The organism is Skermanella stibiiresistens SB22, assembly GCF_000576635.1.
In the GTDB taxonomy this organism is placed as follows: Bacteria; Pseudomonadota; Alphaproteobacteria; order Azospirillales; family Azospirillaceae; genus Skermanella; species Skermanella stibiiresistens.
On record NZ_AVFL01000052.1, the window covers coordinates 1 to 23,663 of the forward strand.

The 23,663-nt window shown below is 66.1% G+C and carries 28 protein-coding genes and 1 pseudogene; 11 read left to right on the forward strand and 18 right to left on the reverse strand.

Translation table 11 applies throughout. The features are described from left to right. The coding region (locus N825_RS33365) for a SelB domain-containing protein (protein ID WP_037461245.1) at window positions 1-870 on the forward strand (870 nt) is incomplete at its 5' end. Window positions 871-882: 12 nt separating this feature from the next. Here the strand turns inward: N825_RS33365 and N825_RS33370 are convergent. The 4 genes from N825_RS33370 to N825_RS33385 all read right to left on the reverse strand — a co-directional run bounded on the left by N825_RS33370 (window position 883) and on the right by N825_RS33385 (window position 4,862). Then, on the reverse strand, window positions 883-2,079 hold the full coding sequence (locus N825_RS33370) for an ABC transporter substrate-binding protein (RefSeq protein ID WP_037461247.1): 1,197 nt from the start codon (window positions 2,077-2,079) through the stop codon (window positions 883-885). Between the two features lie 71 nt (window positions 2,080-2,150). Continuing rightward, the gene (locus tag N825_RS33375) at window positions 2,151-2,993 is read right to left on the reverse strand and encodes an SDR family oxidoreductase (RefSeq protein WP_051513962.1); all 843 of its coding nucleotides are present in this window, start codon (window positions 2,991-2,993) and stop codon (window positions 2,151-2,153) included. Window positions 2,994-3,082: 89 nt separating this feature from the next. After that, complete coding sequence (locus N825_RS33380) at window positions 3,083-3,892, reverse strand: enoyl-CoA hydratase/isomerase family protein (protein ID WP_245613308.1); 810 nt, start codon at window positions 3,890-3,892, stop codon at window positions 3,083-3,085. A gap of 139 nt (window positions 3,893-4,031) precedes the next feature. After that, window positions 4,032-4,862: a terminase small subunit gene (locus tag N825_RS33385; protein WP_198039032.1), complete on the reverse strand. Its 831-nt coding sequence runs from the start codon at window positions 4,860-4,862 to the stop codon at window positions 4,032-4,034. 82 nt (window positions 4,863-4,944) lie between these two features. Between N825_RS33385 and N825_RS39420 the strand changes: the two genes are divergently transcribed. After that, window positions 4,945-5,094 carry a hypothetical protein gene (locus N825_RS39420; protein ID WP_157619720.1) on the forward strand — a complete coding sequence of 50 codons (150 nt, stop codon included), beginning with the start codon at window positions 4,945-4,947 and terminating at the stop codon, window positions 5,092-5,094. 137 nt (window positions 5,095-5,231) lie between these two features. On the opposite strand, the gene N825_RS39425 is transcribed toward N825_RS39420, so the two are convergent. The 4 genes from N825_RS39425 to N825_RS40625 form a co-directional block, all read right to left on the reverse strand. Further along, on the reverse strand, window positions 5,232-5,321 hold the full coding sequence (locus N825_RS39425; RefSeq protein ID WP_157619721.1) for a ribbon-helix-helix protein, CopG family: 90 nt from the start codon (window positions 5,319-5,321) through the stop codon (window positions 5,232-5,234). A 220-nt stretch (window positions 5,322-5,541) separates the two neighbouring features. Beyond that, window positions 5,542-6,282 (reverse strand): hypothetical protein, encoded by a 741-nt coding sequence (locus N825_RS33395; RefSeq protein ID WP_037461251.1) that lies wholly within the window; start codon window positions 6,280-6,282, stop codon window positions 5,542-5,544. Then, window positions 6,279-6,770: a hypothetical protein gene (locus N825_RS33400; RefSeq protein ID WP_157619722.1), complete on the reverse strand. Its 492-nt coding sequence runs from the start codon at window positions 6,768-6,770 to the stop codon at window positions 6,279-6,281. The genes N825_RS33395 and N825_RS33400 overlap by 4 nt, the downstream gene beginning before the upstream one ends. Before the next feature lie 529 nt (window positions 6,771-7,299). Beyond that, window positions 7,300-7,683, reverse strand: a complete 384-nt coding sequence (locus tag N825_RS40625; RefSeq protein WP_157619723.1) for a transposase — start codon at window positions 7,681-7,683, stop codon at window positions 7,300-7,302. Between N825_RS40625 and N825_RS39435 the strand changes: the two are divergent. Next, window positions 7,585-7,940 (forward strand): annotated as a pseudogene (locus N825_RS39435) (transposase); the annotation flags it as partial. The gene N825_RS40625 and the pseudogene N825_RS39435 overlap by 99 nt on opposite strands. Here N825_RS39435 and N825_RS33410 read toward each other — a convergent pair. From N825_RS33410 to N825_RS33420, 3 genes are read right to left on the reverse strand one after another with little or no spacing between them, the layout of a single operon-like run. Further along, the gene (locus N825_RS33410; RefSeq protein ID WP_198039033.1) at window positions 7,941-8,336 is read right to left on the reverse strand and encodes a nuclear transport factor 2 family protein; all 396 of its coding nucleotides are present in this window, start codon (window positions 8,334-8,336) and stop codon (window positions 7,941-7,943) included. It lies immediately after the preceding pseudogene. A 37-nt stretch (window positions 8,337-8,373) separates the two neighbouring features. Beyond that, window positions 8,374-8,979 (reverse strand): NADPH-dependent F420 reductase, encoded by a 606-nt coding sequence (locus tag N825_RS33415; protein ID WP_037461257.1) that lies wholly within the window; start codon window positions 8,977-8,979, stop codon window positions 8,374-8,376. 31 nt (window positions 8,980-9,010) lie between these two features. Beyond that, window positions 9,011-9,769 (reverse strand): SDR family NAD(P)-dependent oxidoreductase, encoded by a 759-nt coding sequence (locus N825_RS33420; protein ID WP_037461258.1) that lies wholly within the window; start codon window positions 9,767-9,769, stop codon window positions 9,011-9,013. A gap of 108 nt (window positions 9,770-9,877) precedes the next feature. On the opposite strand from N825_RS33420, the gene N825_RS33425 reads away from it, so the two are divergent. Further along, complete coding sequence (locus N825_RS33425) at window positions 9,878-10,807, forward strand: LysR family transcriptional regulator (protein ID WP_037461259.1); 930 nt, start codon at window positions 9,878-9,880, stop codon at window positions 10,805-10,807. A gap of 257 nt (window positions 10,808-11,064) precedes the next feature. On the opposite strand, the gene N825_RS33430 is transcribed toward N825_RS33425, so the two are convergent. From N825_RS33430 to N825_RS33440, 3 genes are all read right to left on the reverse strand, one after another. After that, window positions 11,065-11,472 (reverse strand): DUF2000 family protein, encoded by a 408-nt coding sequence (locus N825_RS33430; RefSeq protein WP_037461261.1) that lies wholly within the window; start codon window positions 11,470-11,472, stop codon window positions 11,065-11,067. Window positions 11,473-11,557: 85 nt separating this feature from the next. Then, window positions 11,558-12,031 carry an SRPBCC family protein gene (locus N825_RS33435; protein ID WP_037461263.1) on the reverse strand — a complete coding sequence of 158 codons (474 nt, stop codon included), beginning with the start codon at window positions 12,029-12,031 and terminating at the stop codon, window positions 11,558-11,560. Window positions 12,032-12,088: 57 nt separating this feature from the next. After that, window positions 12,089-12,958, reverse strand: coding sequence for an NmrA/HSCARG family protein (locus N825_RS33440; RefSeq protein WP_037461283.1), 870 nt, complete (start codon window positions 12,956-12,958; stop codon window positions 12,089-12,091). Between the two features lie 103 nt (window positions 12,959-13,061). Here N825_RS33440 and N825_RS33445 point away from each other — a divergent pair, with 103 nt between their 5' ends. Together N825_RS33445 and N825_RS33450 are read left to right on the forward strand one after the other, a co-directional pair. Beyond that, window positions 13,062-13,955, forward strand: a complete 894-nt coding sequence (locus N825_RS33445) for a LysR family transcriptional regulator (protein WP_037461284.1) — start codon at window positions 13,062-13,064, stop codon at window positions 13,953-13,955. A 512-nt stretch (window positions 13,956-14,467) separates the two neighbouring features. Further along, window positions 14,468-14,854: a bleomycin resistance protein gene (locus N825_RS33450; RefSeq protein WP_037461264.1), complete on the forward strand. Its 387-nt coding sequence runs from the start codon at window positions 14,468-14,470 to the stop codon at window positions 14,852-14,854. Between the two features lie 24 nt (window positions 14,855-14,878). Here the strand turns inward: N825_RS33450 and N825_RS33455 are convergent, their stop codons facing one another. From N825_RS33455 to ppa, 3 genes are all read right to left on the reverse strand, one after another. Next, window positions 14,879-16,045, reverse strand: coding sequence for a site-2 protease family protein (locus tag N825_RS33455; protein WP_051513966.1), 1,167 nt, complete (start codon window positions 16,043-16,045; stop codon window positions 14,879-14,881). Window positions 16,046-16,184: 139 nt separating this feature from the next. Next, on the reverse strand, window positions 16,185-16,718 hold the full coding sequence (locus N825_RS33460; protein WP_084165305.1) for a PAS domain-containing protein: 534 nt from the start codon (window positions 16,716-16,718) through the stop codon (window positions 16,185-16,187). 504 nt (window positions 16,719-17,222) lie between these two features. Then, window positions 17,223-17,756 carry an inorganic diphosphatase gene (gene ppa / locus N825_RS33465; protein WP_037461266.1) on the reverse strand — a complete coding sequence of 178 codons (534 nt, stop codon included), beginning with the start codon at window positions 17,754-17,756 and terminating at the stop codon, window positions 17,223-17,225. A 288-nt stretch (window positions 17,757-18,044) separates the two neighbouring features. On the opposite strand from ppa, the gene N825_RS33470 reads away from it, so the two are divergent. The 4 genes from N825_RS33470 to N825_RS33485 all read left to right on the forward strand — a co-directional run bounded on the left by N825_RS33470 (window position 18,045) and on the right by N825_RS33485 (window position 22,755). Then, window positions 18,045-19,883 (forward strand): extracellular solute-binding protein, encoded by a 1,839-nt coding sequence (locus N825_RS33470; protein ID WP_037461269.1) that lies wholly within the window; start codon window positions 18,045-18,047, stop codon window positions 19,881-19,883. Between the two features lie 60 nt (window positions 19,884-19,943). Then, entirely contained in the window at window positions 19,944-22,019 is a 2,076-nt protein-coding gene (locus N825_RS37330; RefSeq protein WP_051513969.1) for a sensor histidine kinase, read from the forward strand. An 87-nt stretch (window positions 22,020-22,106) separates the two neighbouring features. Then, window positions 22,107-22,541, forward strand: coding sequence for a Fur family transcriptional regulator (locus N825_RS33480; RefSeq protein ID WP_037461271.1), 435 nt, complete (start codon window positions 22,107-22,109; stop codon window positions 22,539-22,541). 13 nt (window positions 22,542-22,554) lie between these two features. Beyond that, complete coding sequence (locus tag N825_RS33485; RefSeq protein ID WP_037461272.1) at window positions 22,555-22,755, forward strand: hypothetical protein; 201 nt, start codon at window positions 22,555-22,557, stop codon at window positions 22,753-22,755. A 16-nt stretch (window positions 22,756-22,771) separates the two neighbouring features. Here N825_RS33485 and N825_RS33490 read toward each other — a convergent pair whose 3' ends face one another. Then, window positions 22,772-23,008, reverse strand: coding sequence for a hypothetical protein (locus N825_RS33490; protein WP_037461273.1), 237 nt, complete (start codon window positions 23,006-23,008; stop codon window positions 22,772-22,774). Between the two features lie 221 nt (window positions 23,009-23,229). Here N825_RS33490 and N825_RS33495 point away from each other — a divergent pair, with 221 nt between their 5' ends. Continuing rightward, window positions 23,230-23,661, forward strand: coding sequence for an acyl-CoA thioesterase (locus N825_RS33495; RefSeq protein WP_037461275.1), 432 nt, complete (start codon window positions 23,230-23,232; stop codon window positions 23,659-23,661). Window positions 23,662-23,663: the final 2 nt, after the last annotated feature.

Consider the following 23,663-nt stretch of genomic DNA (forward strand, 5'->3'; position numbering starts at 1 on the left):
GAGCCCTTCATCATCCGCGTGCCGTCACCAGCCGCGACCATCGGCGGCGGCCGCGTGCTGGACCCGGCGTCGCGCCGGCGGCGGCGCCACGACGCCGGCACGCTGGCTTTCCTGCGGACGCTGGCGGACGGCTCGTCGGCGGCGATCATCGCAGGCAGGCTCGCCCAAGGCGCCTGCGCCGCCAACGAACTGTGCCGCCTGCTGGCGGTTTCACGTGAAATGCTGTCCGGTCCCCTGGCGGCGGCCGGGGCCGAGCTGGTCGGCGACGGCGACGCGATCCTGAGCGCCGACGCGCGCGCTATCGAGTGCGACATCCTGGCCCGGGTCCAGCGCCACCACCGCGACCACCCGACCGAGCCGGGGCTGCCCCGCGACCGGTTCGACAGCCACGCCAGCGCGCTCGCCGCCGGGCTGGTCCGGAGCGGCGTCCTGGTCAACGACAAGGGCCTACTGCGTCACCGCGATTTCAACCCGGCGGCGCTGTTGTCGGAGCGCGACCGGGAGGTGATAGCGGCGGTCGAGACGGCGTTCCGGGGCGGCGACCTGACGCCGCCGGACATCGCGGCCGTGATCGGCGCCGACAAGGCCAAGTTCCAGGCGGTCCGCTACCTGCTGCGGACCGGAACCCTGGTCCGCACCACCGACCAAGTGCAGAAACGCGACATCCTGTTCCACCGCGACGCGGTCGCCAAGGCCAAACGGATCATGGCGATCCATCTGGGCGACCGCGCCGGCGGCTTCCTGGTCGCCGATCTCGGCCGGCTGCTCGGCATCTCCCGCAAGTTCAGCATCCCCTTGCTGGAGCACCTTGACGCCGCCGGCTTCACGCGGCGCCAGGATGACCGCCGCGTGATCGCCAAGGCGTCCTGACAGGTAGCGCAATCAGAACTTGCACTGGGTCTCCGGCCGATCGTCGCCCAGGCTGTCCAGTTCCGTCACCTGATGCAGGAAGCCCTCCTGCGGCGAGACGGAGACCAGCATGCGCGGGTTGGCGATCAGGATCGGCTGGCGCATCTGGCCATCCCAGGGGCGGAAGCTGAGTGGCTGACCCTTGAAGCCGCCGAGCGCGAAATCGGGACCGCGGATGAAGCCCTCGATCGTTTTGGGATCGCCGGAATTGGTCCGCGTCGCCGCCTCGCCGATGGTGCGGACCGCCAGCCAGACGGTGTGGTCGCGCTCGGTCATGCCACGCCCGGCTTGCCGCTCGAACCGCCGCTGCAGCTGGGTGCCGCCCCAGTTCTCGGTGACGCGGGACCACGCGGTCGGCACCAGCCCCTGGGTTCCGGCGACCGGCCGCGGCCGGGCGGTGCGGTCGACCAGGTACTCGCCGAACTGGTCGCCCTCGTCGGCCACGATCAGGATGTCGTAGTCGTCGACCTGGGTGAAACCCTGGATCTCGCTGCGCTCGTTGACGGCGCCGCTGTCGGTGCGGCGGTTGCCGGTCTCGAAGGTCCAGGGCTTGTCGACGACGATCCGGGTGTTGTAGCGCTTGGCGGTCCTGCGGATCGCCTCGGCCAGCTTCTTGTCGCCCTCGCCCGGTCCCTCGACCAGGAACCAGCGCGTCCACCGCTTGAAGACGAGGTATTGCCCCAGCGCGTCGGCCAGCATGGCGTGGCTGGGCATCGTGTGCAGGACATTGGCGCGGCACTGGCCTCGGCGCAGGCTGTCGTCCTTGGCGCGGGCGTTGAGGATCAGCGCGTCGCCGGCTTCCGGCAGGGCGGCCACCGCCAGCAGGGTGTCGGCCGGCAGGTCGGAGACGATCAGCTTGACGCCACGCCCCAGCATCTCGCGCGCGGCGGCGAGCGGATCGTCGCCTTCCGGCACGATGGTCTCGTCCAGGGTGAAGTTCTGGCCGACCAGGCGTCCGGTGGTGCTGTTGTCCTTCAGGGCGAGCTGGGCGCCCTGGATGCCCTCGTCCTCCAGGACCGGCTCGATGAACGACAGCGGCTCGCGCGGCGGCTCCTGCTGGCCGAGATAGCCGATCGCGACATCGACCGCCCAGGCCGGGGTGGGTGACGAGCCGGCGGCCGCCAGAAAACAGGCGAAGCCGGTGGTGATGATTGTCTTGGATAGTTTCATTGCGTTTGTCTTCCTCCCGTCGGCTTATGTGTTCCTCACCCGGCCCCGAAAAAGATCAGCCGAGGAAAAGATCAGTCGAGGAACAGGTCGGGCATCAGGGTCTTTGTGGGGTCGACGGCGTAGGGAGTGAGGTCGGTGACGCCCGCCTCCGCCAGCACCGCGTCGTCGATCAGGAACTGACCGGTGCGGCCCCGGCTGTCGCCGCACAGGATGACATGGGCGGCGTCGGCGACGATCTCCGGCTTGCGGCCCCGGCCGGGATCCACCCCCGGGATCATGGCGAGCGCGGCGGTCGCGATCAGGGTGCGCGGCCACAGGGCGTTGACCGCGATGCCATCGGCCTGGAACTCGGCGGCCATGCCCAGCACGCACATGCTCATGCCGTACTTGGCCATGGTGTAGGCCGTGTGGTCCTTGAACCACTTGGGCGCCATCGCCAGCGGCGGCGCCAGCATCAGGATGTGCGGGTTGGCCGCCCGCTTGAGGTGCGGAATACAGGCTTGGCTGGTCGCGAAGGTGCCGCGCGCGTTGACCCCCATCATCAGGTCGAACCGCTTGAGGGGCGTGTCGAGCGTGCCGGTCAGGCTGATGGCGCTGGCGTTGTTGACCAGGATGTCGATCCCGCCGAACCGCTCCACCGCCTGGGCGACGCCGGTGGCGATCTGGTTCTCGTCGCGGATATCGACCTGGAGCGCCAGGGCTTGGCCGCCGGCGGCCTCGATCTCCGCCGCCGCGCTGTGGATGGTGCCGGGAAGCTTGGGATGCGCCTCGGTCGTCTTGGCCGCGATCACCACGTTGGCGCCGTCGCGCGCCGCCCGCAAGGCGATCGCCTTGCCGATGCCGCGGCTGGCGCCGGTGATGAACAGGGTCTTGCCCGCCAGACCGCCTGACTGGGTCTCGGTATTGGCGCCCATGGACGTTTCCTCCGTGATATTCCGCCCCGTCGAGCCGTCAGCCGGCCGCGGGGCTTATCGTTGATGGTCGCTTCTTATTCAACGCCAAGTCATCGGCCGGTGAATTCAGGCTTGCGCTTGCCGAGGAAGGCGGTGATCCCCTCCGCGAAGTCGGCGGTGGTGGCGCTGGCGGCGAACCGCTCGGCCTCCGCCTGGAGCTGGCTTTCCAAACTGGTGTTGAGCGAGGCGTTGAGCAGCTGCTTGGTCCGGCCATAGGCGGCGGTCGGGCCGGCGGCCAGCCGGTTGGCGAGCTTGGCGGTTTCGTCCTCCAGGTTGGACGACGTCACGGCGCGGTTGATCAGTCCCAGGCTCTCGGCGTCGGTGGCGCTGTACCTGTCGCCCAGCAACGCGATCTCCATCGCCTTCTTGATGCCGACCGCGTGGGCCAGATGGAAGGTGGAGCCGCCGTCGGGGCTGACGCCGATGTGGCAATAGGCCAGCGTGAACACCGCGTCGTCGGCGGCGATGGCGAGGTCGGAGGCCAGCACGAGGCTGACGCCGAACCCGGCGGCGGCGCCGCGCACGCTGGCGATCACCGGCTTCGGCATCCGCCGCATGATGATGATGGACTCGTGGACCTGATGGATCAGCCGCTCGAAGTAGCTGCGGCGGGCGCCGCTCGGCTCGTTGAGCAGGGCCGAGAACATCTTGATGTCGCCACCGGCCATGAAGTTGTCGCCGGCGCCGCGCAGCACGACCGCGCGGATGGCGTCGTCCTCCTCGCAGCGGGACAGTCCGGCCGACAGCGCCTCCGCCAGCTTGGTGTCCAGCGCGTTGAGGGCGGTGGGCCGGTTGAGGGTCAGCGTCGCGACGCCGCCTTCGATATCCAGCAAAACCCGATCGTTGATGTCGGTGGTCACGGCATGTCCCTTCCTGGCGGCCTGTCTGTCATGCCCCGTGCCACGCCGCGGCGGCCGGGGGTTTGGATCTCGAAATCGCCGGAGAAGGTCACCAAAGGTCACCAAAGCGCTGGGAAGGTCACCATTTTCCGGGTGACGGTCACCATGCCTTGGCGGTCGTGGGTGGGGAGGACGCCGCGATCCCGATGGTGTCCAAGGTAACCGTTGCGGGGACCGGGCTCAACAGGGGTGGTGGGGGAGGGGCCGCGGCTTTGGTCCCATGGCCGCGCCACCGCTCCGGCCATTGGTCGCGCGGCAGCAGCCGGCAATCGGCGTCGAAGAAGTGACGGGCGTCGGCGACGGTGCGGATGTCCCTCGCCAGATCGGGGTGGGTTTCCAGCAGGCTGTCATAGCAGCGGACGATGCGGTCGGTCAGGACTTTCATCTCGGCGTCGCGGGGATCGGCGATCGGAACGGATGGGAGTTCGGGATCGGCAGGCGGCCGGTCGGTGGGGTCATCATCCGCGTGGCGATCATCGGAACGGTGATCGCCGGTGCCGGTATCCTCTTCGGCGTCGCGGGCGGCCAGCGGCGTCTTGCGGGATCGGGCCGATGGGGTGAGCTTGCGAAAGCGGGTGATCTGGTCGATGGCGCGCAGGACGGCGAAGTGGTTGCCCTTTTCGAGCGCGTCGTGCATGACCTTCTTCAGCACGCCGACCAACTCGTCCGCCTCCGCTTGCCGGCGCGCTTCCTCCGCCTCGGCGATATCCGCCGCCCGCGCCGCGATCCGCCAGTCCGCGATCAGGCGGTCGCCGATCCGCCGGGCGCCGTTCCAGTCATATCCGGCGCGCCGCGCCGCCTCGGTCACGCCACACCCGGCCGCGATGTGGCGCGCGAAGCTCTCCTGCCGGTCGGTGAGGATGTGGGGCACCCGTTCCGGCGCTGTGATCGGAGTGGAGGCGGCGGTGGATCGGGCTGGGCGATTGGGCACGGCGGCGGACTTTCTGGATGACTGGTATAGGTATATTATCCTTGTTCGCGTGCTGATGCAATCTTGCCGTCCGGAGATGCGGATGCGTGGTGAGGGGGGCGAGTCGGGTTTGAATGGCGTCCACCGTCACGACGGCGGCGACTGGATCGCGTTTGGTGACGTGATCCTGAAGGTGCCTTATCTCAGCGACGGCGATCGGGGTGTGGCGAAGCCTCATACGCTCTTGGCATAAGTGCGGTACCTATTGAAAACGCGTTCCGCCTCGGCCTCGCTGGCGAACTCCCTGGCGTCGGCTTGGCGAATGCCCTCTTGAATGCGGTCCACCAGCCAGCGTTCATGGTCGAGGTATCTGGCGACAGCTTTCTCCGCCTATTCGGCGCGGGAATGCTCGGTGCTGGCGGCGAGCTTGTCCAATTCAGCCGCGAGATCGGGTCGGACGGTCACGGTGGTGTCGGGCATCGGAAAGCCTGTCTAGGCCATACGATCAGCATGGCATGGTGGCGGAGTGGTTCAAGCGCGACTTGCAGGGCAAGTAAGCTCAACCGGGGCGCGGTCACGACCGTCCTCTTCTTAGCCAGCATGACAGCTATAGGGGGCTCAGCGGTGCGGGTGGAAAACCCAGAAGGTGTGCGGACGCGAAGGACACCCTTGCCGCCGATGGTGGGAGTTGGGCGCGCGGCTACGCCGCCAATCGGTCCAAGCTGTGCGAGAATTCGGAGTACGGGATGGTGGGTGCGCCGTTGTGGAGCAAAACGATGTCCTCCGCCTTCCAAGGCATCCGATCATCGTAGACAATGCGTTGCACGAAGTGATCGTCGTTGAGGTTTCGGACGTCCAGGTTCGCCAGCACGGCTGAGGCGATTGAGGAATAGTCTGGCGTCACCGCGTCGACAAGGAGGACTCGGCCGTCTGCCGATCTAACCGCGTAATCGAACTTGTACTGCTTCGTGCTCTCCCCGACGACGGTAAGATGCTTCTCCGTGCGATCGGGGAAGCGCTGCAACAGTAGCGTCTCGACCATATGCTTGAAGTCTCTGGTCGGCTTCAGTTTGCGGCTCTCCATCTCACGGTGCGCGGCCTCCTGGGACGCGTTCGCTACCAGCAGAATTGCCACGGGCAACTGCTCCGCCGACACCTTGGGCGAGCTGATGGCGCCGCGCTCGACCTTCAGACCTTGGGTCTGGATATACTTGCGCAGGGACTTGCCCCCCGCGATGAGATCGACCCCCGCCGCTTCAATCGCGGCGATGGCGCCGCCATTGTCGGACACGGTGAACTCGTTCGCACCGCCGCGCACGATGACTTGCACGACGTCGTTGGAGGGGTACAGGCAGGTGGTGTGAACCAGAAAACCGTCCCCGTACGGGGCACACCCGACGAGCGAGGAAACGGCTTGCTGTATGGTGTTGGGGCAGTTCATAGCAGTCTGTCCGCGGACGGCGGAGGCGGCACCGTCGTTCCATCGAGAGCAATGTTAACATGCTGGCAGAACCAGCGCAAACACGCATGTAGGCCGCTGATGTCCGCCGGTAAGGGCCGGGCGAAACGCAGCCTAGGCGGAGGCATATTTCCCTTCATGAGGTGGCGGTTGTCTTCCCATGCGTGAAAGTGGCTCCCAAGGATGATGCCGCGTGGCAGCGCGGGGATGGTGGAAAGCGGGTTGGGGTGCCGGTCGTTGGGATCGTAATCAATCCGCCAGATCGCCGGCGGCAGTGCCAGCACGATTTTGAACCGCTCCACGGGCGAGTTGGGGAACCATGTGATCGTCAGGTCGCCGTGGTTCTCGTGCTGGATTGTCACGGCCCATTTGATCCGCTGGTCCTCATGACCGTTACCCGCCCACCAATCAGCGATGCCGGCCAACCGCTTGGGCGAGCGCAGATAGTGGTCTATGGATTCAACACTCACCCAGACGCGCCCCTCTCCGTCCAGTAAGGCGCCACCCCTACCCGAAGTGTCCGCCGAACTGCTGCCCTTGGCACATCAAGCCGCTCACCCCCCACGCATCGGATCCGTCACCGGCAATCCTTGGCTGCCAAAAACCGCAACGCTACCTGAATGCGCCATTTAAAGGCGAGCGTCACCGTATCTAATGCTATCATATGTATGTGTGCCCAAATTTTCCACTCGGGCGAGTAGACGTGGTTCAGGTCTGGTGAGTCAAGGCGTTGTGCCGCGTCATCTTGTCGAGGCAAGCTGAAAGGTAAACCAAATCGGCGTGTTGCGCTCACAGTGCCTGGACCGCCGCATCGCCGAGCGCAAACGCCCCGAAACACAGGTCGCCGCCTGACAGCGACAGTGTAATGACGCCGACGCCCACGTCACCTGGATGTTCATGGCAGAGAGGGCGCGCGACAAGATGGGCCAACCCTATCCCAACCCTCAGCACGCCCTCCCACAAGCCGGTTGAACCTATCAAAATCACTGTGCCGAGACATTAGTTCATCTGCAGTTCATCTGCGTGAAAAATAGGTTTCGAGCGCTTCCACTGTAAACTTGGCGGAGATGTAGGACAGATAAGGTTGTGCCTTGTCATCCTTGTTTCCACCAGCCAGATCGACGACAACCTTCGCGGACAATATGTCGGGTTTGCAATGCGCGATATGAGCCAGGGCCAGCGCTTGAGGATCGCCTTGATGATGAGTTCGGCGCCTTCGGCATCCTGAACATCGGCGGTGGTCACGTTGAGCATCAACAGATGCCCGTCGGTGTCCATCGCGACATGCCGCTTGAGGCCCTTGGTCTTCTTGCCGGCGTCGTACCCGCCGCTGCCGAGCGCTTGATGGGCTTGAAGGTCCAGGCGCTCACGGGCGCCAGCCACGGCGAGCGTTCGGCCAACCGCCTCGCGGAATGCAACGGCTACCGGGATCGCGATTGGGCGATGGGGTGGAGGGCCCCCCGATATCGTGTCGGCTTGGTCGAGCCGCGGATCCCCGGACCGCGCAAGGGGAGCTACTTCCCAGGCCTCCTGGAGCCTCGCAGGATGGCTGAGAAGGCGCCGCGGCGGTGATCCAGGAGGCCTACATCCAGAGCGTCCCGACCCGTTCAGTCGATGACTTGGTCAAGGCCATGGGCGGGTTACGGCGGATCGAGCAGCACCCAGAGTCGCGCGATCCTGCCATCGACGATCTCGGCGGCATCGGTGCCGGTGATCACGACCGGGCCATCGGCTGGACCGGCCCGCCAGGACAGCAAGCCCAAACCGTGGTGTCCCACGGCGTCGCTCTGAGGTGTGAAACGGAACGTCGGGCCGAACCGGTCCAGAAGATCGCCGGCAACGGCGGAGATCGCGGCGCGTCCCGTCACGATGTTGGCCGGCTCGTACAGGATGGGCTCGGCGACGAACAGGTCATTGAGGGCCGCCGCGCGTTTCTCCGCGTCCCGCTCGTTGAAGACACGCTCCAGGTTGGAGCGAAGGAGATGATCGTAGTCGGGCTCATCCCGCTGTTCCATGGTTTGGTCCGCCGTGGACATGAAATCCTCCTCCGTTGGAGCGGTGTCGCCGCTCTAGCTAGTTGTCGAATTTGACCAGGTTCAGGGCGGGGAGTGGACCGCCGGGGAACTGGACAAGGCGGCTGCCGATGGCGAGCGGACCGAGGTCGATGCCGAAGAAGCCGAGCCGGTCGATCAGCGCGCCCACCCGTGCCTTCGCATCGGCATCGTCGCCGGAATGGAAGAGCACGCGTTTGCCGCCGTCGCGCGAGGGATCACCGGCCACGAGATGGGGCTGGAGATGATTGAACGCCTTCACGACCCTCGCGCCGGGCACCAAATCCGCGAACACCTCGGACGAGGAGCGGTCTCCGAGCGGCACGGGCTTGAATAGCGGCGCCTCGATCGGGTTGTTGGCGTCGATGACGACGCGTCCGTGGAAGTCGGGCAATCCGGCGAGCGCCACTGGCAGCTTCGACCAGTTGACCGCGACGAAGACGATATCCTTCGCCGCCGCGTCCTCACGCGTGCCGGCCGTGATGCTTGGGCCAAGCGCCGCGACGGTCCCGGTCAGACTTTCCGGCCCGCGGCTGTTGGAGATCGTGGCCCGCATGTCGACGCGGGCGAGGGCGGTGGCGATGGCGCGGCCGATCTGGCCCGCGCCGATGATCCCGATGGTGGGCATGGCGTCTCTCCGGTGTCGTGGTGTTTTGGGGTCAGGCGGACTGGCCGCCATCGACGTTCAACGTGGCGCCGGTGATGTAACCGGCGTCGGGACCGGCGAGGAAGGCGACCGCCGCCGCGATATCCTCAGGCTGGCCGTAACGGCCGAGGGCGGTGAGCCCTTTCAGCGTCTCGGCGAAGGGGCCGTCCTCCGGGTTCATCTCGGTGTTGATGGCGCCGGGCTGTATCACGTTGACCGTGATGCCACGCGGGCCGAGATCGCGCGACCATCCGCGGGTGTATGCGGCCACCGCCGCCTTGGTGGCGACGTAGTCGGCCGCACCGGCGAAGGGGATACGCACCGCGCCCGTGGTGCCGATCGAGACGATGCGGCCGCCATTCGTCATGAGTGGCACGGCGGCGCGGACCGCGGCCGCCACGCCCTTCACATTGATGTCGAACTGCCTGTCGAACGCGGCGATGTCCGCATCGGCGTCACCGACGGTGCCCGTGACGAAGACGCCCGCCGAATTGACCAGGATGTCGAGGCGTCCGAACGTCGAATGGGCCTGACGCACTAGAGCCTCGACCTCGGAGATGTTGGCCTGGTCGGCCCTGAAGGCGACCGCGTGATGTCCGAGCGCCTCCACCTCCCGGACGAGACGCTCGGCCCGCTCGCGCGAGGCGGCGTAGCTGAACGCGACATCGGCGCCGTCGCGGGCCAGGCGTCGGACGATGGCGGCGCCGATGCCACGCGATCCGCCGGTCACGAGGGCCACTTTGCCGGCGAGAGGCTGGGATGATTGGGTCATTGTCCGCATTCCTTGATTACGTTCACGGAATGAAGATAACGTCATCATTGCCATCGCATTAGGCGTGAATGGCTTGTCGCAGTTTCAACGATTCCTTGAAGAGGCGTTTTGGAAACCCTGGCCAATCTCGAGGCCTTCATGCACAGCGCGGAGCATGGCAGCTTCTCCGAAGCGGCTCGGCGGCTTTCGCTGACACCAGCCGCGGTCAGCCGGAACGTCGCCATGCTGGAGCGCAATCTCGGTGTGCGGCTGTTCCACCGCTCGACGCGCAAGCTGACCCTGACCGAAGCGGGAGAGACGTTCCGGCTGGCGATCGCCGGCAATCTGGAAGGAATCCAGGCCGCGATCGCGGGCGTGGCCGCCGATGACGGGGAGCCAGCCGGCACGCTCAAGGTCAGCATGGCGCCAACCTTCGGCCTGATGCACATTCTGCCTCTGCTGCCGGGGTTCCTGGCGCGCTATCCGCGCATCCGGCCCGAATGGCATTTCGAAAATCGGCAGGTCGATCTGATCGCGGAAGGCTATGACGCCGCCATCGGAGGCGGCTTCGATCTATCTCCGGGAACCGTGGCGCGCACCTTGGCGCCCGCGCATATCATCGCGGTCGCCTCGCCCGCCTATATGAACGGCCGGGTGCCTCCATGCGATCCCGAGGGACTCAAGGAGTTGACCGGTATCGTGATGCGCTCGCCGTTGACGGGCCGCATCCGGTACTGGACCATGCGCGATGTCATCGGTCGGGAGATGCCAGCACTCCTCCAGGAATCCATCATCGTCAATGATCCCAGCGCGATGCGCGAGGCGGCGCTGTTGGGACTTGGTGTCGCCATGGTCGCCGTACCCGACGTGCTTCCAGCGTTGGAAACCGGTCAACTCCTTCGCCTCGTGCCGCGCTGGTATTCCGATGCGGGCGCCATCTCGATCTATTACGCGTCGCGTACCCTATTGCCCACGAAGACCAGGATCTTCGTCGATTGGCTGAGTGCCGCCTTCAGGGAGCGGCGGCTGGCTGAACGGTTCGCCGGGAGTTTGGCATAGGCGATAACGCTCACCACGACAGGCGTTTTGTTCGATCGAGACGAACGCCACCGTCGTCTCCGCTCGATGCATCCATTCGTGACACATGAAGGGTGTCGTGCCTCAGTGGATCCGGCGTTCCGTGGCTGTCGGGTTCCAGCCAGTGACTCCCGTGCTTCCGGTGTCGTGGGTCAATATTGAAGCCGTTGGTATCATTCCACACAGAGAGGCGCGGTGATCAAGTCATGACGGAGCCTTGTACAATGCTCCAGCTTTTCTCAAGCGTGCATCCGTGCGCCTTTGGTGATCTTATCGACCTTTTTCCTCTCCTCGCGGAGCGCCAAGCCTACCACGTTCAAGGCCTCGGGCATGTACCGCCCCACCGCGGCTCGGTTCGCCGCGTCGTGGCCGGTCGAGAACATGTCCTCGATGTAAAGCGACAGCCGGGCGCCGCCCTCGATGGCTCGACGATGGATCGTCTTGAGCGTATCCGCATCGGCGCTGAGCACGATCATGGGCTGGATGACCAGGGCATTGTAGATGTTACCCGCCGCATCCTCGTAGCGCTCGCCCAGAAGGCCCTCGTTCGAGCCAACGATGCCACTGGTCAGGAAGGCGGTGACGTTCAGTTTTTGCCAAGTGGCTAGATCCTCGCGCACGACGATGGCGATCTTGGTTTCGAACATGCGGGTCCTGTCCCTGATACGGTGTTGTGAAGCGGTATGCCCCCGATGAGGCGGTCCCGGGGTGGTGGTCCCGGGGTGGTGATGGTCAGGGTTGGCCTTCCGCCAGCAACTCGCGGGTCCGCTTCAACGTGGACAGCAAGGCCGCTTTGTAGCCTTGGTCGCCATCGAATTGAGCCTGTTCCGCCTGCTCCTCCGGGCCGTTTGGCGTCTTTCCCCGCAATCCGAGATAGCAGTAGAACCGAAGCTGGAGCGTGCCGGCCTCATCCTCGCACAGCTCGTTGATGATCGCTCCTTCGCGCGGACCCGTGGCCTGGAAGAAGGTGACCTTGCTCCCCGGCTCGAGGGTGATGATCTCCCGGAGGTCGGCACCGCCGATCGTGGCTTCGCGCACGAAATGGGTCGCGCTCTCCTCGACGACATCGCAGCGGGTGCAGAGACCCGGCGGGAGGAACAGGCGGGCGTCGCGGGCCTTGAGTTCCAGGCCAGCCCATGCCTGCGCGCGGGTCAGAGGGGGCTCGCCCGCCGGGTTCACCGGTACGGTGGCGGTTGAATGGATCATGATCGCATTCCTTATCGTTGGGTTTGATCGTCGGATTCGCGTGTGGCCCCGGGGTGGTCAGGCCGATGACGCGATCTCGGCGGCGAAGTCGCGGTAGGAGCGCAAGGGGCGTCCCAGCAGGGTCGTCAAACGCGTGGTGTCGCCGACTTCGGGGAGCATGCCCTCGGTGAGGAAGCGCTCGGCCATCAGGCGCATGTCGAAGGCCATCCAATTCGGCATGATGTTCCGGAGATTCCGCTCGAACCCAGCGGTGTCATCGCCGCCATAGGCGATCGGACGACCCAGCGCCGCCGACCAGATGGCGGCGATGTCCGGACCGGTCAGCGTATCGGGACCGACAAGGTTGATCCGGTCGAGGGGAAGCCGCCCGCTCGCCCGCTCGCGGCGGATGAGCTCGATGGCCGCGATCTCGCCGATGTCGCGCACGTCGATCATGGCGAGACCCTTGCCGCCGATCGGCATGGGGTAGACGCCGTGTTCGAGCACCACGTCCTTGATCGTGAGATCGTTGTTGATGAAGTACGCGGGACGCAGGATCGTGGCGTTGAAGCCCATTTGCTCGATCATGCGCTCGACGCCGAACTTGCCCGCGAAATGAGGAACGTTGACGTAGATGTCGCTGTGGATCACCGACAGGTAGACGACCCGCTCGATGCCCGCTTCGCGGGCGAGATTGAGCGTGATCAGCGCCTGGGAAAATTCATCGGCCACCACCGCGTTGAGCAGGAACAGGGTCGATACTCCCGACAGCGCGCCTCGCATCGCGTCGACATCCAGCAGTTCACCCTGCGCCACGGCGACGCCGTCCGGGAATTCGACCTTCGCGGGATCACGAACGAGCGCGCGGACATCGGCGCCACGCTTGACAAGCTCCGCGACAACTTGCTGGCCAACTGAACCGGTCGCTCCCGTGACAAGTATCGTCATGATCATTACTCCATTTCGGTTGAACTATGCTTTTCAAATTAAGTGATCCATATTGTCTCCGACGGACGGTAAATTTGGACACGCCGTCTCATGGATGGAACGGATGGATTTGCTCGCTCTCGCCGATTTCAATCTCGTCGCCCGGCACGGTGGGTTCGGGCGGGCCGCGCGCGCCACTGGTCGGCCGAAGGCGACCTTGTCCCGCCGGGTCGCGGAGTTGGAGGGCAGTCTCGACTTGCGCCTGTTCGAGCGCGGCGCGCGCGTCTTGAAACTCACCCAGGAAGGGCGGGCGCTCTACGAGCGGACGGGAGCCTTGCTCACCGAGATCGACGAGACGGCGGCGGCGATCGCTTCGGGGGGTGGCATACCAAGAGGCCGGCTGCGGATCAGCGCGCCCCTGCTTTTCGCGCAGACGGCCATGGGTAAGGTGGCCGCTGAATTCGCGCTAAGGTATCCGGAAGTCAGGGTCGAGGTCACGACGGAGGACCGGGCCGTCGATATGGTGGAGGAAGGTTATGATCTGGTGATCCGCGTCAATCCGGATCCGGATGACAGCCTTGTCGGACGAGCCTTCCTGCGTGATCGGCTGGTGGTTGTCGCAAGCCCAGGTCTCGGTCGGCCGGTGGATGACCGAGCTGTTCCGGCTGTCGTGCGCGGGATGGGCGATCGAACCGCGGCTTGGCACGTGACGGGACCAACCGGAACATCCAGCATCGCCATCGAGCCCGTCCTGAGCCTGACGTCGCTCATCATGGTCCGTGATGCGGCTCGCGTCGGTGCGGGCGTCGCGCGCCTTCCCATATCGCTGGTAAGTCACGACCTGGCCGCTGGCAGGCTGGTTCATTGGGGTGACATCGACGGATCGGATATCGCGCTATGGGCGCTCTATCCTTCTCGGCGGCTGCTCAGCACCCGCGTCGCGGCTTTCCTCGACCATCTGAAGGACGTTTTCCCCACCGGCGCGCCCGACGAATTGGCGGCTTATGTCAAGGGATGATGCCAAGGATCGCGGGGCTTCCATAACTACCGGCCTCTTCGCATGCCGACCAACACTGTCGCGCCTGGAGGAAGCCGCTGGCCGAAACGAAGCTGGTCGGCGGGCCCAATATCCAATCCCGCTCGGCGCGGTGACGATGCCCGCCGAATTTGGCGTCTAGAGGTTCGTGTCCACCGCGTTCAACGGCGCCGGTTGCCCCGAATCAGCCGGAGGACCCCTTTGAAGATCGCATAGCGCTTGATCCATTTCATCATCGACGTGTTCTCCGAACTGAATTGTGAAGTCGTGTGCTGACAACAGGCGAACCAATGTTTTGTCGCCCGGGGGTCGGCGTTTGTTGGAGAACCGGCCGTAGGATCCCGACGGCGGTGAGACAGGAGGTTCGATCGCGCTACATGGTGCCCGCGCGCGCTAGGGTCGTTCTATCCCGGTATGTTCAGCGGTGATGTCTTGTGTCATATCGGGAGTCACATGACGTGGGGAACGTCAGGTTTCATAAAACGGAGCGGTTGATGGCGGTCGAGTTCCAGCGGGTGGCGCCCGTCTTGGCGGTGCGGAATGTCGCGGTGGCGCTCGCCCACTATCGACGCCTCGGCTTCGAGGGCGCCGCCCATGGGGAGGCCGGAGCGGAGGATCCGGACTATGGCTTCCTCGCCTGGGGGTCGGTGACGCTGCATTTGGCGCGGGTGCCGGACCTGGATCCGACAACCTCGACCTCGGCCTGCTACCTATATGTCGGCGATGCCGACGCCCTGCACGCGGCGTGGCGGGTGGCGGGCGTCGAGGGCCGGCTGATGGCTCCCCAGGACACGCCCTATGGCCTGCGCGAGTTCGCGTATCTCGATCCGGACAACAACCTGTTGCGGGTCGGTTCCCCCTTGCCGGCACGGTCCGCCTGACTGCCATCCCGGCGGCGCGCGCCGCTATGCCGCCCTGCCGCCGAGGCGGGAACCGCCACCGCCGCCGGGTCCACCACCAGCTCTCCCCTTCGGCCAGGCGGACTGGATCATCATCATCTCGCCGACATTCTCCGGGGTGATCAGGCCGATCAGCCGGCCGTCGGCATCGGTGACGCCGACGGCGGGAAGGCTGTTCTCGCGCATCAGGCGCAGGGCCTCCTCCAGGTTCTGGCGCTGGCCGATCACCGGGATGTCGGAGCGCATCACCTCCAGCACCGGCGTGTCGGGACCGCGGTCGCGCAGCGCCCGGATCATGTCGTCGCGGGTCAGCACGCCGCGCAGCCTGCCGGAACCATCGACCACCGGAAACTCGTGCTGGGTGGTGTGGATCAGGCATTGCACCGCGTCCTCCACGACGCTGCCGGGCGACAGGCTCTCGAACCGGGTGATCATGGCGTCGTTCGCCATGACCCCGCGCGAGACCTCGCGGATCTGGACGGCATGGGCTTCGGACGAGGCGGCGAGGTAGACGAACAGCGCGATGAACAGCAGCATCGGGTTGCCGAACAGCCCGAGCAGGCCGAGCGCGAAGGCGACGCCCTGTCCGATCGTGGCCGCCACCGCCGTGCCCCGGCCATAGCCCATCCGCTGGGCCAGGAGGGCCCGCAGCACCCGGCCGCCGTCCATCGGGAAGGCTGGTATCAGGTTGAACACCACCAGGAACACGTTGACCCAGGCGAGCCGCTCCAACATGCCGACGGCGGGGTTCTGGATCTCCGACCCGCCGCCCAGGGGCGAGCCGGGCGTGAGACCGGGATTGAAGCCGCCGGCCGCCAGCGCCGCGTAGAGCAGCGCCGCGATCACCACGTTGACGGCGGGCCCAGCCAGCGCGATCACCAGTTCCTGCGACGGTTTCTCGGGAATGCGCTCCAGCCGCGCGACGCCGCCGATCGGCAGCAGGGTGATGTCGGGTGTCCGGACACCGTAGCGCCGCGCCGCGAAGACGTGGCCGAACTCGTGGAGCAGCACGCAGGCGAACAGCAGCACGATGAAGACGACGCCTTCCAGCGCCGCGGGCGCGCCGCCCTGGGCGTAATGCATCCCGCCGATCCAGATCAGGAACAGCAGGAAGGTGACGTGGATGCGGATGACCGTCCCCTTGACGGTCCCGATCGGAATTGACCAACCCATGGCGGCCCTCGCTTTCGATGCCCAACCTGTTGAGGCGTGATGGGCGGGGAACAGGATAGCCGAGGATTCGACGCCGTGATCATGGGGAGAGGTGGGGGCGGCCGATGGGCGCGTGGCCATCGTTTCAGCGAGGCTGGCTCTATTCCAAACCGAACGTCACGAAGGTGAGGATCATGTTCACCACCGTTCCATCACGGGACAACGGGGCCAGCAGGTTATGGCAGGTCCGCACGGTGCGGTCCGGACCGACATAGGGCAAAGCGCCGAACAGCGGACGCTTTTGCGACACCACATCCTCGTGGCGGCGCCAGAACGGAGTGCCTGCCGCCATATGCGGGATGTCGTCGAAACGCCGGCCGGTGTAATCGTGGGCCGAGCGGCTCGCGATCTCGGTGCCGATCAGTCTGAACTGGAAATCCACCGACGGGCCCCGCTCGAGGGGCGGCGGCGATCCGGATTTCGCCGGAAGGTGGATGACGTCGACCAGAACCATGTTGGAGAGCAGCGACGGGATGTCGAGTGGGTCCAAGTCGGCGCGGGATGGCATGGGCCGTCCAGCCCTGATCCTGTGCCAATATCCGAAGGCCTGCCGCATGCGGGGCGGCATGTCCCGTTCAGGATTTGAACAAGATAGTAGATCGGACCAAGGAAGATTACCAGATTCATGGATCATATCAGCACTATAACCATGAAAGATGAGTTGGAGGTAAATGGGGCCGACTCATCAACGGGCGACGGGCGGTGATGGCTACCTTTCTTTTAATTTCTTTGTCAACTCGAACGCGACGAGAGGGAAAAACTCTTTGATCGGAGTGCCGGTGTCTTCGGAGGGCGATGTGGCTGGCGAGCCGATCGGGTGACGCGGCCAAGGTCCAGGGGCGGATCCAAGGGATCAAGGCCGGGTATGACGATGAGGGGAAGCCAAAGTCACCGCTCGTGGGATCAGGTCGCGGGGGTGGGCTCCGGGTCGGCACTCGGTTGGCATGAACCGAGGGCGAAGGGCGATCCGCTTCCGGGCATCCCCAAAAGGGTCCCGGAGGTTGTATTTTATAAATTTAATAAAATGTTATGTTTGTTTCAGCCGGATCGCGACGGCGACCGGCCCAATGAAGACGTCCCGACCTGACGATCCCGCCTTTCCGCCCGGTGGGCGGGATCGTCCTTCCAAACGCCGGGGCTACTTGCCGGCGTTGTACTTGTCGATCGAGTGCTGGATGATCTTGGCGGCCTCCTCGGCGTCGCCCCAGCGGCGGATCTTGACCCACTTGCCCTTTTCCAGGTCCTTGTAGTGCTGGAAGAAGTGCGCGATCTGGTCGAGCAGGATCTCCGGCAGGTCCTTGTAGGACTGGACGTCGCTGTAGAACGGGTGCAGCTTGTTGACGGGGACCGCCAGCACCTTCTCGTCCATGCCGGCCTCGTCCTCCATGATCAGCACGCCGATCGGACGCGAGCGCAGGACGGCGCCGGGCTGGATCGGCCGGCGGCCGACGACCAGCATGTCGCACGGATCACCGTCGTCCGATAGGGTGTGGGGCAGGAAACCGTAATTGCACGGATAATACATCGCGGTATGCAGGAAGCGGTCGACGAACAGGGCGCCGCTGTCCTTGTCGACCTCGTACTTGATCGGCTCGCCGCCCATCGGGATTTCGATGATGACGTTGACGTCCCACGGCGCGTCGTTGCCCACTGGGATCTTCGAGATATCCATGAAACTTTTCCCTCGGTTCCGATCGGTTGGCGTCCCTTGCGGGGCGACCCCGACCGCGCCGGCTGTTCGACGGGCCGCCCGCTTGACGGGCCATCGTCCCGGTATTTTGGCGCGTGCCGGAGTTTAGCGTAAAGACCATAAACCGGCCATACTTGCAAATAGGCGGATCGTCACGACTCCCATTGGTCGCACCCCCTTGCGGACAACCTCTTTGGTGGTTTCCTCCCGGCGTCCCGCCTTGTTCGAACACGCTTGCGCCAGGGGGGCCGGGTGCGGACACTGCGCCCCATGAGAGACTTCCAGATCCGCCGTCTCGCCGCCGCGGCGCTCCTCCCGCTCATCGCCGCCGCGTCCTGGACCGCCCCATCGGCCAAGGCCGGTGAGTCCCGCCCGGCGCACGCCATCGCGATGCATGGCGAACCGCGTTACCCAGCCGGGTTCGACCACTTCGGTTATGTGGATCCGGATGCCCCCAAGGGCGGGGTGTTCCGGAACGCCGCGACCGGCACCTTCGACACGCTCAACCCCCACATCACGCGGGGACGCGCGGCGCTGGGACTGGGGTACGTCACGGAAAGCCTGATGCGGCGGAGCTGGGACGAGCCGTTCTCGCTCTACGGACTGATCGCGGAGTCGATCACCGTTCCGGACGACCGCTCCTGGGTCGAGTTCACCCTACGGCCCGAGGCGCGCTGGCACGACGGCTGGCCCATCACGCCGGCGGACGTGCTGTTCTCGTGGCGGACGCTGCGCGATCACGGCAGGCCCAACCACCGGAGCTATTACGCGAGGGTCGCGACCGCCATCCAGACCGGCGAGCGGTCGGTGCGCTTCACCTTTTCGGAGGAGGGGGCTTCGGAGGATGGGACCGGCGACCGGGAGATGGCGCTGATCATGGGGCTGATGCCGATCCTGCCGGAACACGCCTGGAAAGGCCGCGATTTCGATCGCACGACCTTGGAACCGCCGCTGGGCAGCGGCCCCTATCGGATCGACCGGTTCGAGCCGGGCCGCTCGATCGTCTACCGGCGGGTGCCGGATTATTGGGGTCGCGACTTGTCCATCAACCGCGGGCAGTACAACTTCGACGAGATCCGCTACGACTACTACCGCGACGATGGCGTGGCGCTGGAGGCGTTCAAGGCTGGCGCCTACGATTTCCGGCGGGAGACCGACCCGGCCAAGTGGGCGACCGGCTATGATTTCCCGGCCGCGCGGGACGGCAGGGTCACGCTGGAGACCTTGGCCCATGGCCGGCCGGAACCCATGCGGGCGCTGATTTTCAACACGCGCCGGCCGTGGTTCTCCGACCGGCGGGTGCGCGCGGCGCTGGCCCAGGCGCTCGACTTCGACTGGATCAACCGCGCCCTGTTCCACGGCGCGTATCACAGGACGGCCAGCTACTACCCCAATTCGGAACTGGCGGCCGAGGGGCCGCCTGGACCCGCCGAACTGGCGGTGCTCGAACCGCTGCGCCGCGACCTGCCGCCGGAGGTGTTCGGCCCGGCCTATGTCCCACCCTCGACCGACGGGGGCGGGCCGGCCGGGCTGCGCGCCAACCTGCGGCGGGCCCTGGACCTGCTGGCCCAGGCGGGCTGGACCATCCGCGAGGGCGGGCTGGTCGACGCCGCTGGGGCGGCCCTGGAGTTCGAGATCCTGCTGGTCTCGCCGGATGACGAGAAGATCGCCCTGGAATATGGCCGGGCGTTGCGGCGGATCGGCGTCGTGGCGCGGGTCCGCACCGTCGACAGCGCCCAGTATCAGGCGAGGCTGGAGGACTTCGACTTCGACATGACCTTGAACCGCTGGACCTCGACCCTATCGCCTGGCAACGAGCAGCCGTACTACTGGGGAAGCGAGGCGGCGGATCAGCGGGGTAGCCGCAACTACGCCGGAATCCGGAGCCCGGCGATCGACGCGCTGGCCAAGGGGCTGGGCGCCGCCACCGACCGCGCCGATCTGGTGGCCCGGGTCCGGGCGCTCGACCGGGCGTTGACCTGGGGACACTATGTCGTGCCGCTTCATCACCTGCCGGGGGACCGGGTCGCCTATTGGTCACGATTGAGGCGCCCGGCGGTGACGCCGATCTATGGTATGGTGATCGACGCGTGGTGGAGTGCGGATTGACAACGAATATAGGGTTCCGGGACCCAACCCGGCCATGGGGCCGGCCATGAGGCCCCACCCATGAGGAGACGCCTCCAGCTCCTGCTGCGCGCCACGGCCGTCATGCTGCCGCTGGTGGTGTTCTCCAGCGGGATGGTCGTGCTGTTCGACCGCCAGCAAAGCCAGTCGGTCGAACACCTGCTGGCCCACGCGGCGACGGCGCTGGAGAACGCGCTGGACCGCGAACTGGTCGCCAACATCTCCGGGCTGGAGTCGCTGGCCACCTCCATCCATCTGGATGACAACGATCTCGTCGGCTTCGCGGTGGCCGCGCGGCGGCTGCTGGAGAGCGAGCGCGCGTGGCTGTCGTTGCGGCTGCTGCGCGCCGCGGACGGAACGTCCCTGCTGACCCTCCCGGCCGGCGGTGGCGCCATCGCGACCGCGCCGCCCGCCCCGACGCGGGAACAGGTGCTGGAGGCGGTCGGGACCGGGCGGGCGGTGGTGGGCGAGCTCCGGTTGGCTCCGGGGGACGAGGCTTCGGTCACGATCGTTGTTCCGGTGATCCGGAACGGCGCCGCGGTCTACGCCCTGTCGGTGGCGCTCCGCGCGGCCGCGTTGGGCGAGGCGATGCGGGGGCCGAGGATGCCGGAGGACTGGTTCGGCTCGGTGCTCGACCGCCGGTATGTCGTCCTGGCCCGGACCCGGCGCCACGAGGAATTCGTCGGCAAGCCGGCCACCGAGTCGCTGCGGCGCGAGATCGAGAACGGCGGTGACGCCTTCTTCTTCGCCCGCAACCAGGAGGGGCGGGAGGTCTACACGGCGTTCGTGACCTCGCCGTCAACCGGCTGGACCGTGGTCGTCGGCGCCCCCGGCGAGACGGTGTCCGGGCCCCGGGACCGCTCGCTGATGGCCATCCTGGGGGGAGGCGCCCTGGCGCTGGCCGCCACCCTCTGGCTTGGCGCCCTGCTGGTCGGCAATTCGAACCGCCGCCACGCGATGGAGCGGAAGCTGCTGGAACTGGAGGGCGAGCGCCTGGCCGAGCGGCGGCTGGCCGAGGTGACGGCGAACCTGCCCGGCGTGATCTTCCGGCGGGTCCGCGAGGAGGACGGTCCGGATGGTGGCCCGGCTGGGGAAGGCCGCGTGGCCTATCCCTATCTCAGCGCCGGACTGAGCGGCCTGTTGGACGGTCTGGCCGAACGCGCGTCCGATGACAAACCGGGAGATCCAGCGCCGGGAGGTGACAAGCTGGAGGCGCTGATCCATCCCGAGGACCGCGCCGGCTGGCGGGAGATCTTCGCCGCCGAGGCCACCGGCGCTGGGCCCCGCCACCTGGAGGCGCGGCTCGTGCTGGCGGATGGCTCCACCCGCTGGGTCAGGATCATGGCGCGTCCGGCCGCGGGCGGTGGGGGCGCCGCCCAGACGCCCGCCACATGGGATGGCGTCATGCTGGACGTGACCGACCTCAAGGAGACCCAGAACCAGCTGACCACCTCGCTGGCGGAGTCGCGGGCGCTGCTCCAGGAGGTGCATCACCGGGTCAAGAACAACCTCCAGGTAGTGTGGAGCCTGATCCAGCTGGAAACCATGCAGATCGAGGACGATCAGGCCCGCGAGCGGATGGAGATCATCGGCCAGCGGATCGGCGTGATGGGCAGGATCCACGAACAGGTCTACGCCGCCAAGGAATTCTCCCGCGTCGATTTCGGGCCCCAGCTGCGGGGCTTGAGCGAGGCCCAGGCCGCCAAGCACCGCGACCGGACCGACATCGCGCTGGAAGTGTCGAGCGATCCGCTGTCCTGCCAGCTCGACACCGCGATTCCCCTGGGGCTGATCGCCAACGAGTTGGTGTCGAACGCCTACAAGCACGCCTTTCCCGCCAGCGGGAGCGGATCGGGGCGATCCGGCGGCACGGTTCGGGTCGGCCTGCGCGCCGATCCGACCGGCGCCCTGCTGTCGGTGTCGGATGACGGGGTCGGCATGTCCGGCCAGGGCCAGGGCCTGGGACTGCGGCTGGTCAAGGGGCTGTTGGGTCAGATCGGGGCCACCATGGCGGTCGGGCCGGGGCATGGGGCGGAGCCGGGTCAGGCTGATCCCGGTGGCGGAAACAGGGGGACACGTGTCACAATCACCATTCCGGGACCCTGGTATACCCAGTGACCGAAATTATTTTGTCGAACGGACAGGCGAACCCACTTTAGAAACAGTTTAGTCTAGAGCGCTAGTCCGCAGAAAATCGAGGAACCCATGCCCACGCGCCTGGAAGAACTGTGCGTCCAAAAAGGTCTGAAAATGACGGAGCAGCGCCGGGTGATCTCCCGCGTGCTATCCGAGGCGACGGACCATCCGGATGTCGAGCAGGTCTACCGTCGAGCCGTCGAGATCGACCCCAAGATCAGCATCGCCACCGTCTATCGGACCGTGCGCCTGTTCGAAGAGGCGAACGTGATCGAGCGGCTGGATTTCGGCGACGGCCGGTCCCGCTTCGAGGAGAATCGGGAGGAGCATCACCACCACCTGATCGATCTTCAATCGGGCGAGGTGATCGAGTTTGTCAACGAGGAGTTGGAGCGGCTGAAGGAGCGGATCGCCCGCGATCTCGGCTATGAGCTGATCGGCCATCGGCTGGAGCTTTACGGCGTACCCGCCAACCGGATGGCGAAGCCGACCGGCGACAAATGAAATCATGCCGCCGATGAGTGACGCGCCCGCCCGTCGAAACTGCATGCCCGCGGTGGTCAGGGCCTATCGCGAGATGCGTGGGAAAGGGCAGCCCGACCGCTTCGCGTTCGAGGCCGCCCTAACCATCTACCTTTGGCACCATCCCCTGGTTCCGACGCTGGAGGCGGGCCAGATCGTCGCCGGATGGGTCAGGGAGGAAGGCGCCGTCCATTGAGCCGGAGCCGTCAGGATCACTCCTGCTCCTCGGCGTCCTGCTCGATCTGGGTCGCCAGATCGCGCAGCATGTCGACCACGTCCTCGTGGCTGGTCTCCTCCACCGCCTGGTTGACGGCGGCTTCGATCATGGCGACGGCGACATAGGAGGACAGGGGTCCGCCTTCCCGCATCGCCGCCTGGAGGTGTTTCTCGGCGAGGTCGAGCGCCTTGTCGAACATGGCTTCGGCGGGGCTGTTGGTCTCATCTGTCATGTCAGTGTCCCCTTGGGGCGTGGTGATCGTGGCTACTGAAGCTTGGGTGCGCGAGCTATAGCATTCCGGATCGAAAGGCGCGTGGCAAATTTCGCCAGCGCCGTCGAGCTGGTGGCCATGGCGCCGGTGCTTGTGTTCGATAACCATCGAGAGCCCGCTTTGTGGCATTGGACTTGACGCCGGGGTCGGGTTCGCCGACCCCGGGAAACGAATTGACGAGGATGAACGATATGGCGGACACGGCGCCCAGCCCCTCCGATTACACATACTGGATCGACGAGCATGTCCGGTTCTCGGACCTCGATCCGCTGGGCCATGCCAACAACGCCGCCATCAGCGGCTATTTCGAGAGCGCCCGCGTCGCCCTGTTCCATGACGCCGGCAATTCGCCGGTGTCGGGGCCGCGGTCGGTCGTGATCGCGCGTCTGGCGATCGATTTCCGGGCGGAGCTGCGCTATCCCGCCAAGATCAGGATCGGCACGCGGGTGACCCGATTCGGCCGCTCCTCGCTGACCCTGGCGGGCGCCGTGTTCCAGGGCGACACCTGCGTCGCGAGCTGCGAGGTGGTCTGCGTGATCATCGACCTGGGCTCGCGCCGGTCGGTCGAGATCGACCCGGACCTCCGCGCCAAGTTGACCGAGTTGGCCGGCTGACC

Excerpts from the sequence above, each read along its gene's own strand:
- N825_RS33370 (WP_037461247.1), bottom strand. The coding sequence starts at position 2,079 with ATGAAACTATCCAAGACAATCATCACCACCGGCTTCGCCTGTTTTCTG.
- N825_RS33375 (WP_051513962.1), bottom strand. The coding sequence starts at position 2,993 with ATGGGCGCCAATACCGAGACCCAGTCAGGCGGTCTGGCGGGCAAGACC.
- N825_RS39420 (WP_157619720.1), top strand. The coding sequence starts at position 4,945 with ATGCGTGGTGAGGGGGGCGAGTCGGGTTTGAATGGCGTCCACCGTCAC.
- N825_RS39425 (WP_157619721.1), bottom strand. The coding sequence starts at position 5,321 with ATGCCCGACACCACCGTGACCGTCCGACCCGATCTCGCGGCTGAATTG.
- N825_RS33395 (WP_037461251.1), bottom strand. The coding sequence starts at position 6,282 with ATGAACTGCCCCAACACCATACAGCAAGCCGTTTCCTCGCTCGTCGGG.
- N825_RS33410 (WP_198039033.1), bottom strand. The coding sequence starts at position 8,336 with ATGTCCACGGCGGACCAAACCATGGAACAGCGGGATGAGCCCGACTAC.
- N825_RS33415 (WP_037461257.1), bottom strand. The coding sequence starts at position 8,979 with ATGCCCACCATCGGGATCATCGGCGCGGGCCAGATCGGCCGCGCCATC.
- N825_RS33420 (WP_037461258.1), bottom strand. The coding sequence starts at position 9,769 with ATGACCCAATCATCCCAGCCTCTCGCCGGCAAAGTGGCCCTCGTGACC.
- N825_RS33430 (WP_037461261.1), bottom strand. The coding sequence starts at position 11,472 with ATGTTCGAAACCAAGATCGCCATCGTCGTGCGCGAGGATCTAGCCACT.
- N825_RS33435 (WP_037461263.1), bottom strand. The coding sequence starts at position 12,031 with ATGATCCATTCAACCGCCACCGTACCGGTGAACCCGGCGGGCGAGCCC.
- N825_RS33440 (WP_037461283.1), bottom strand. The coding sequence starts at position 12,958 with ATGACGATACTTGTCACGGGAGCGACCGGTTCAGTTGGCCAGCAAGTT.
- N825_RS33445 (WP_037461284.1), top strand. The coding sequence starts at position 13,062 with ATGGATTTGCTCGCTCTCGCCGATTTCAATCTCGTCGCCCGGCACGGT.
- N825_RS33450 (WP_037461264.1), top strand. The coding sequence starts at position 14,468 with ATGGCGGTCGAGTTCCAGCGGGTGGCGCCCGTCTTGGCGGTGCGGAAT.
- N825_RS33455 (WP_051513966.1), bottom strand. The coding sequence starts at position 16,045 with ATGGGTTGGTCAATTCCGATCGGGACCGTCAAGGGGACGGTCATCCGC.
- N825_RS33460 (WP_084165305.1), bottom strand. The coding sequence starts at position 16,718 with ATGATCCATGAATCTGGTAATCTTCCTTGGTCCGATCTACTATCTTGT.
- ppa (WP_037461266.1), bottom strand. The coding sequence starts at position 17,756 with ATGGATATCTCGAAGATCCCAGTGGGCAACGACGCGCCGTGGGACGTC.
- N825_RS33470 (WP_037461269.1), top strand. The coding sequence starts at position 18,045 with ATGAGAGACTTCCAGATCCGCCGTCTCGCCGCCGCGGCGCTCCTCCCG.
- N825_RS37330 (WP_051513969.1), top strand. The coding sequence starts at position 19,944 with ATGAGGAGACGCCTCCAGCTCCTGCTGCGCGCCACGGCCGTCATGCTG.
- N825_RS33480 (WP_037461271.1), top strand. The coding sequence starts at position 22,107 with ATGCCCACGCGCCTGGAAGAACTGTGCGTCCAAAAAGGTCTGAAAATG.
- N825_RS33485 (WP_037461272.1), top strand. The coding sequence starts at position 22,555 with ATGAGTGACGCGCCCGCCCGTCGAAACTGCATGCCCGCGGTGGTCAGG.
- N825_RS33490 (WP_037461273.1), bottom strand. The coding sequence starts at position 23,008 with ATGACAGATGAGACCAACAGCCCCGCCGAAGCCATGTTCGACAAGGCG.
- N825_RS33495 (WP_037461275.1), top strand. The coding sequence starts at position 23,230 with ATGAACGATATGGCGGACACGGCGCCCAGCCCCTCCGATTACACATAC.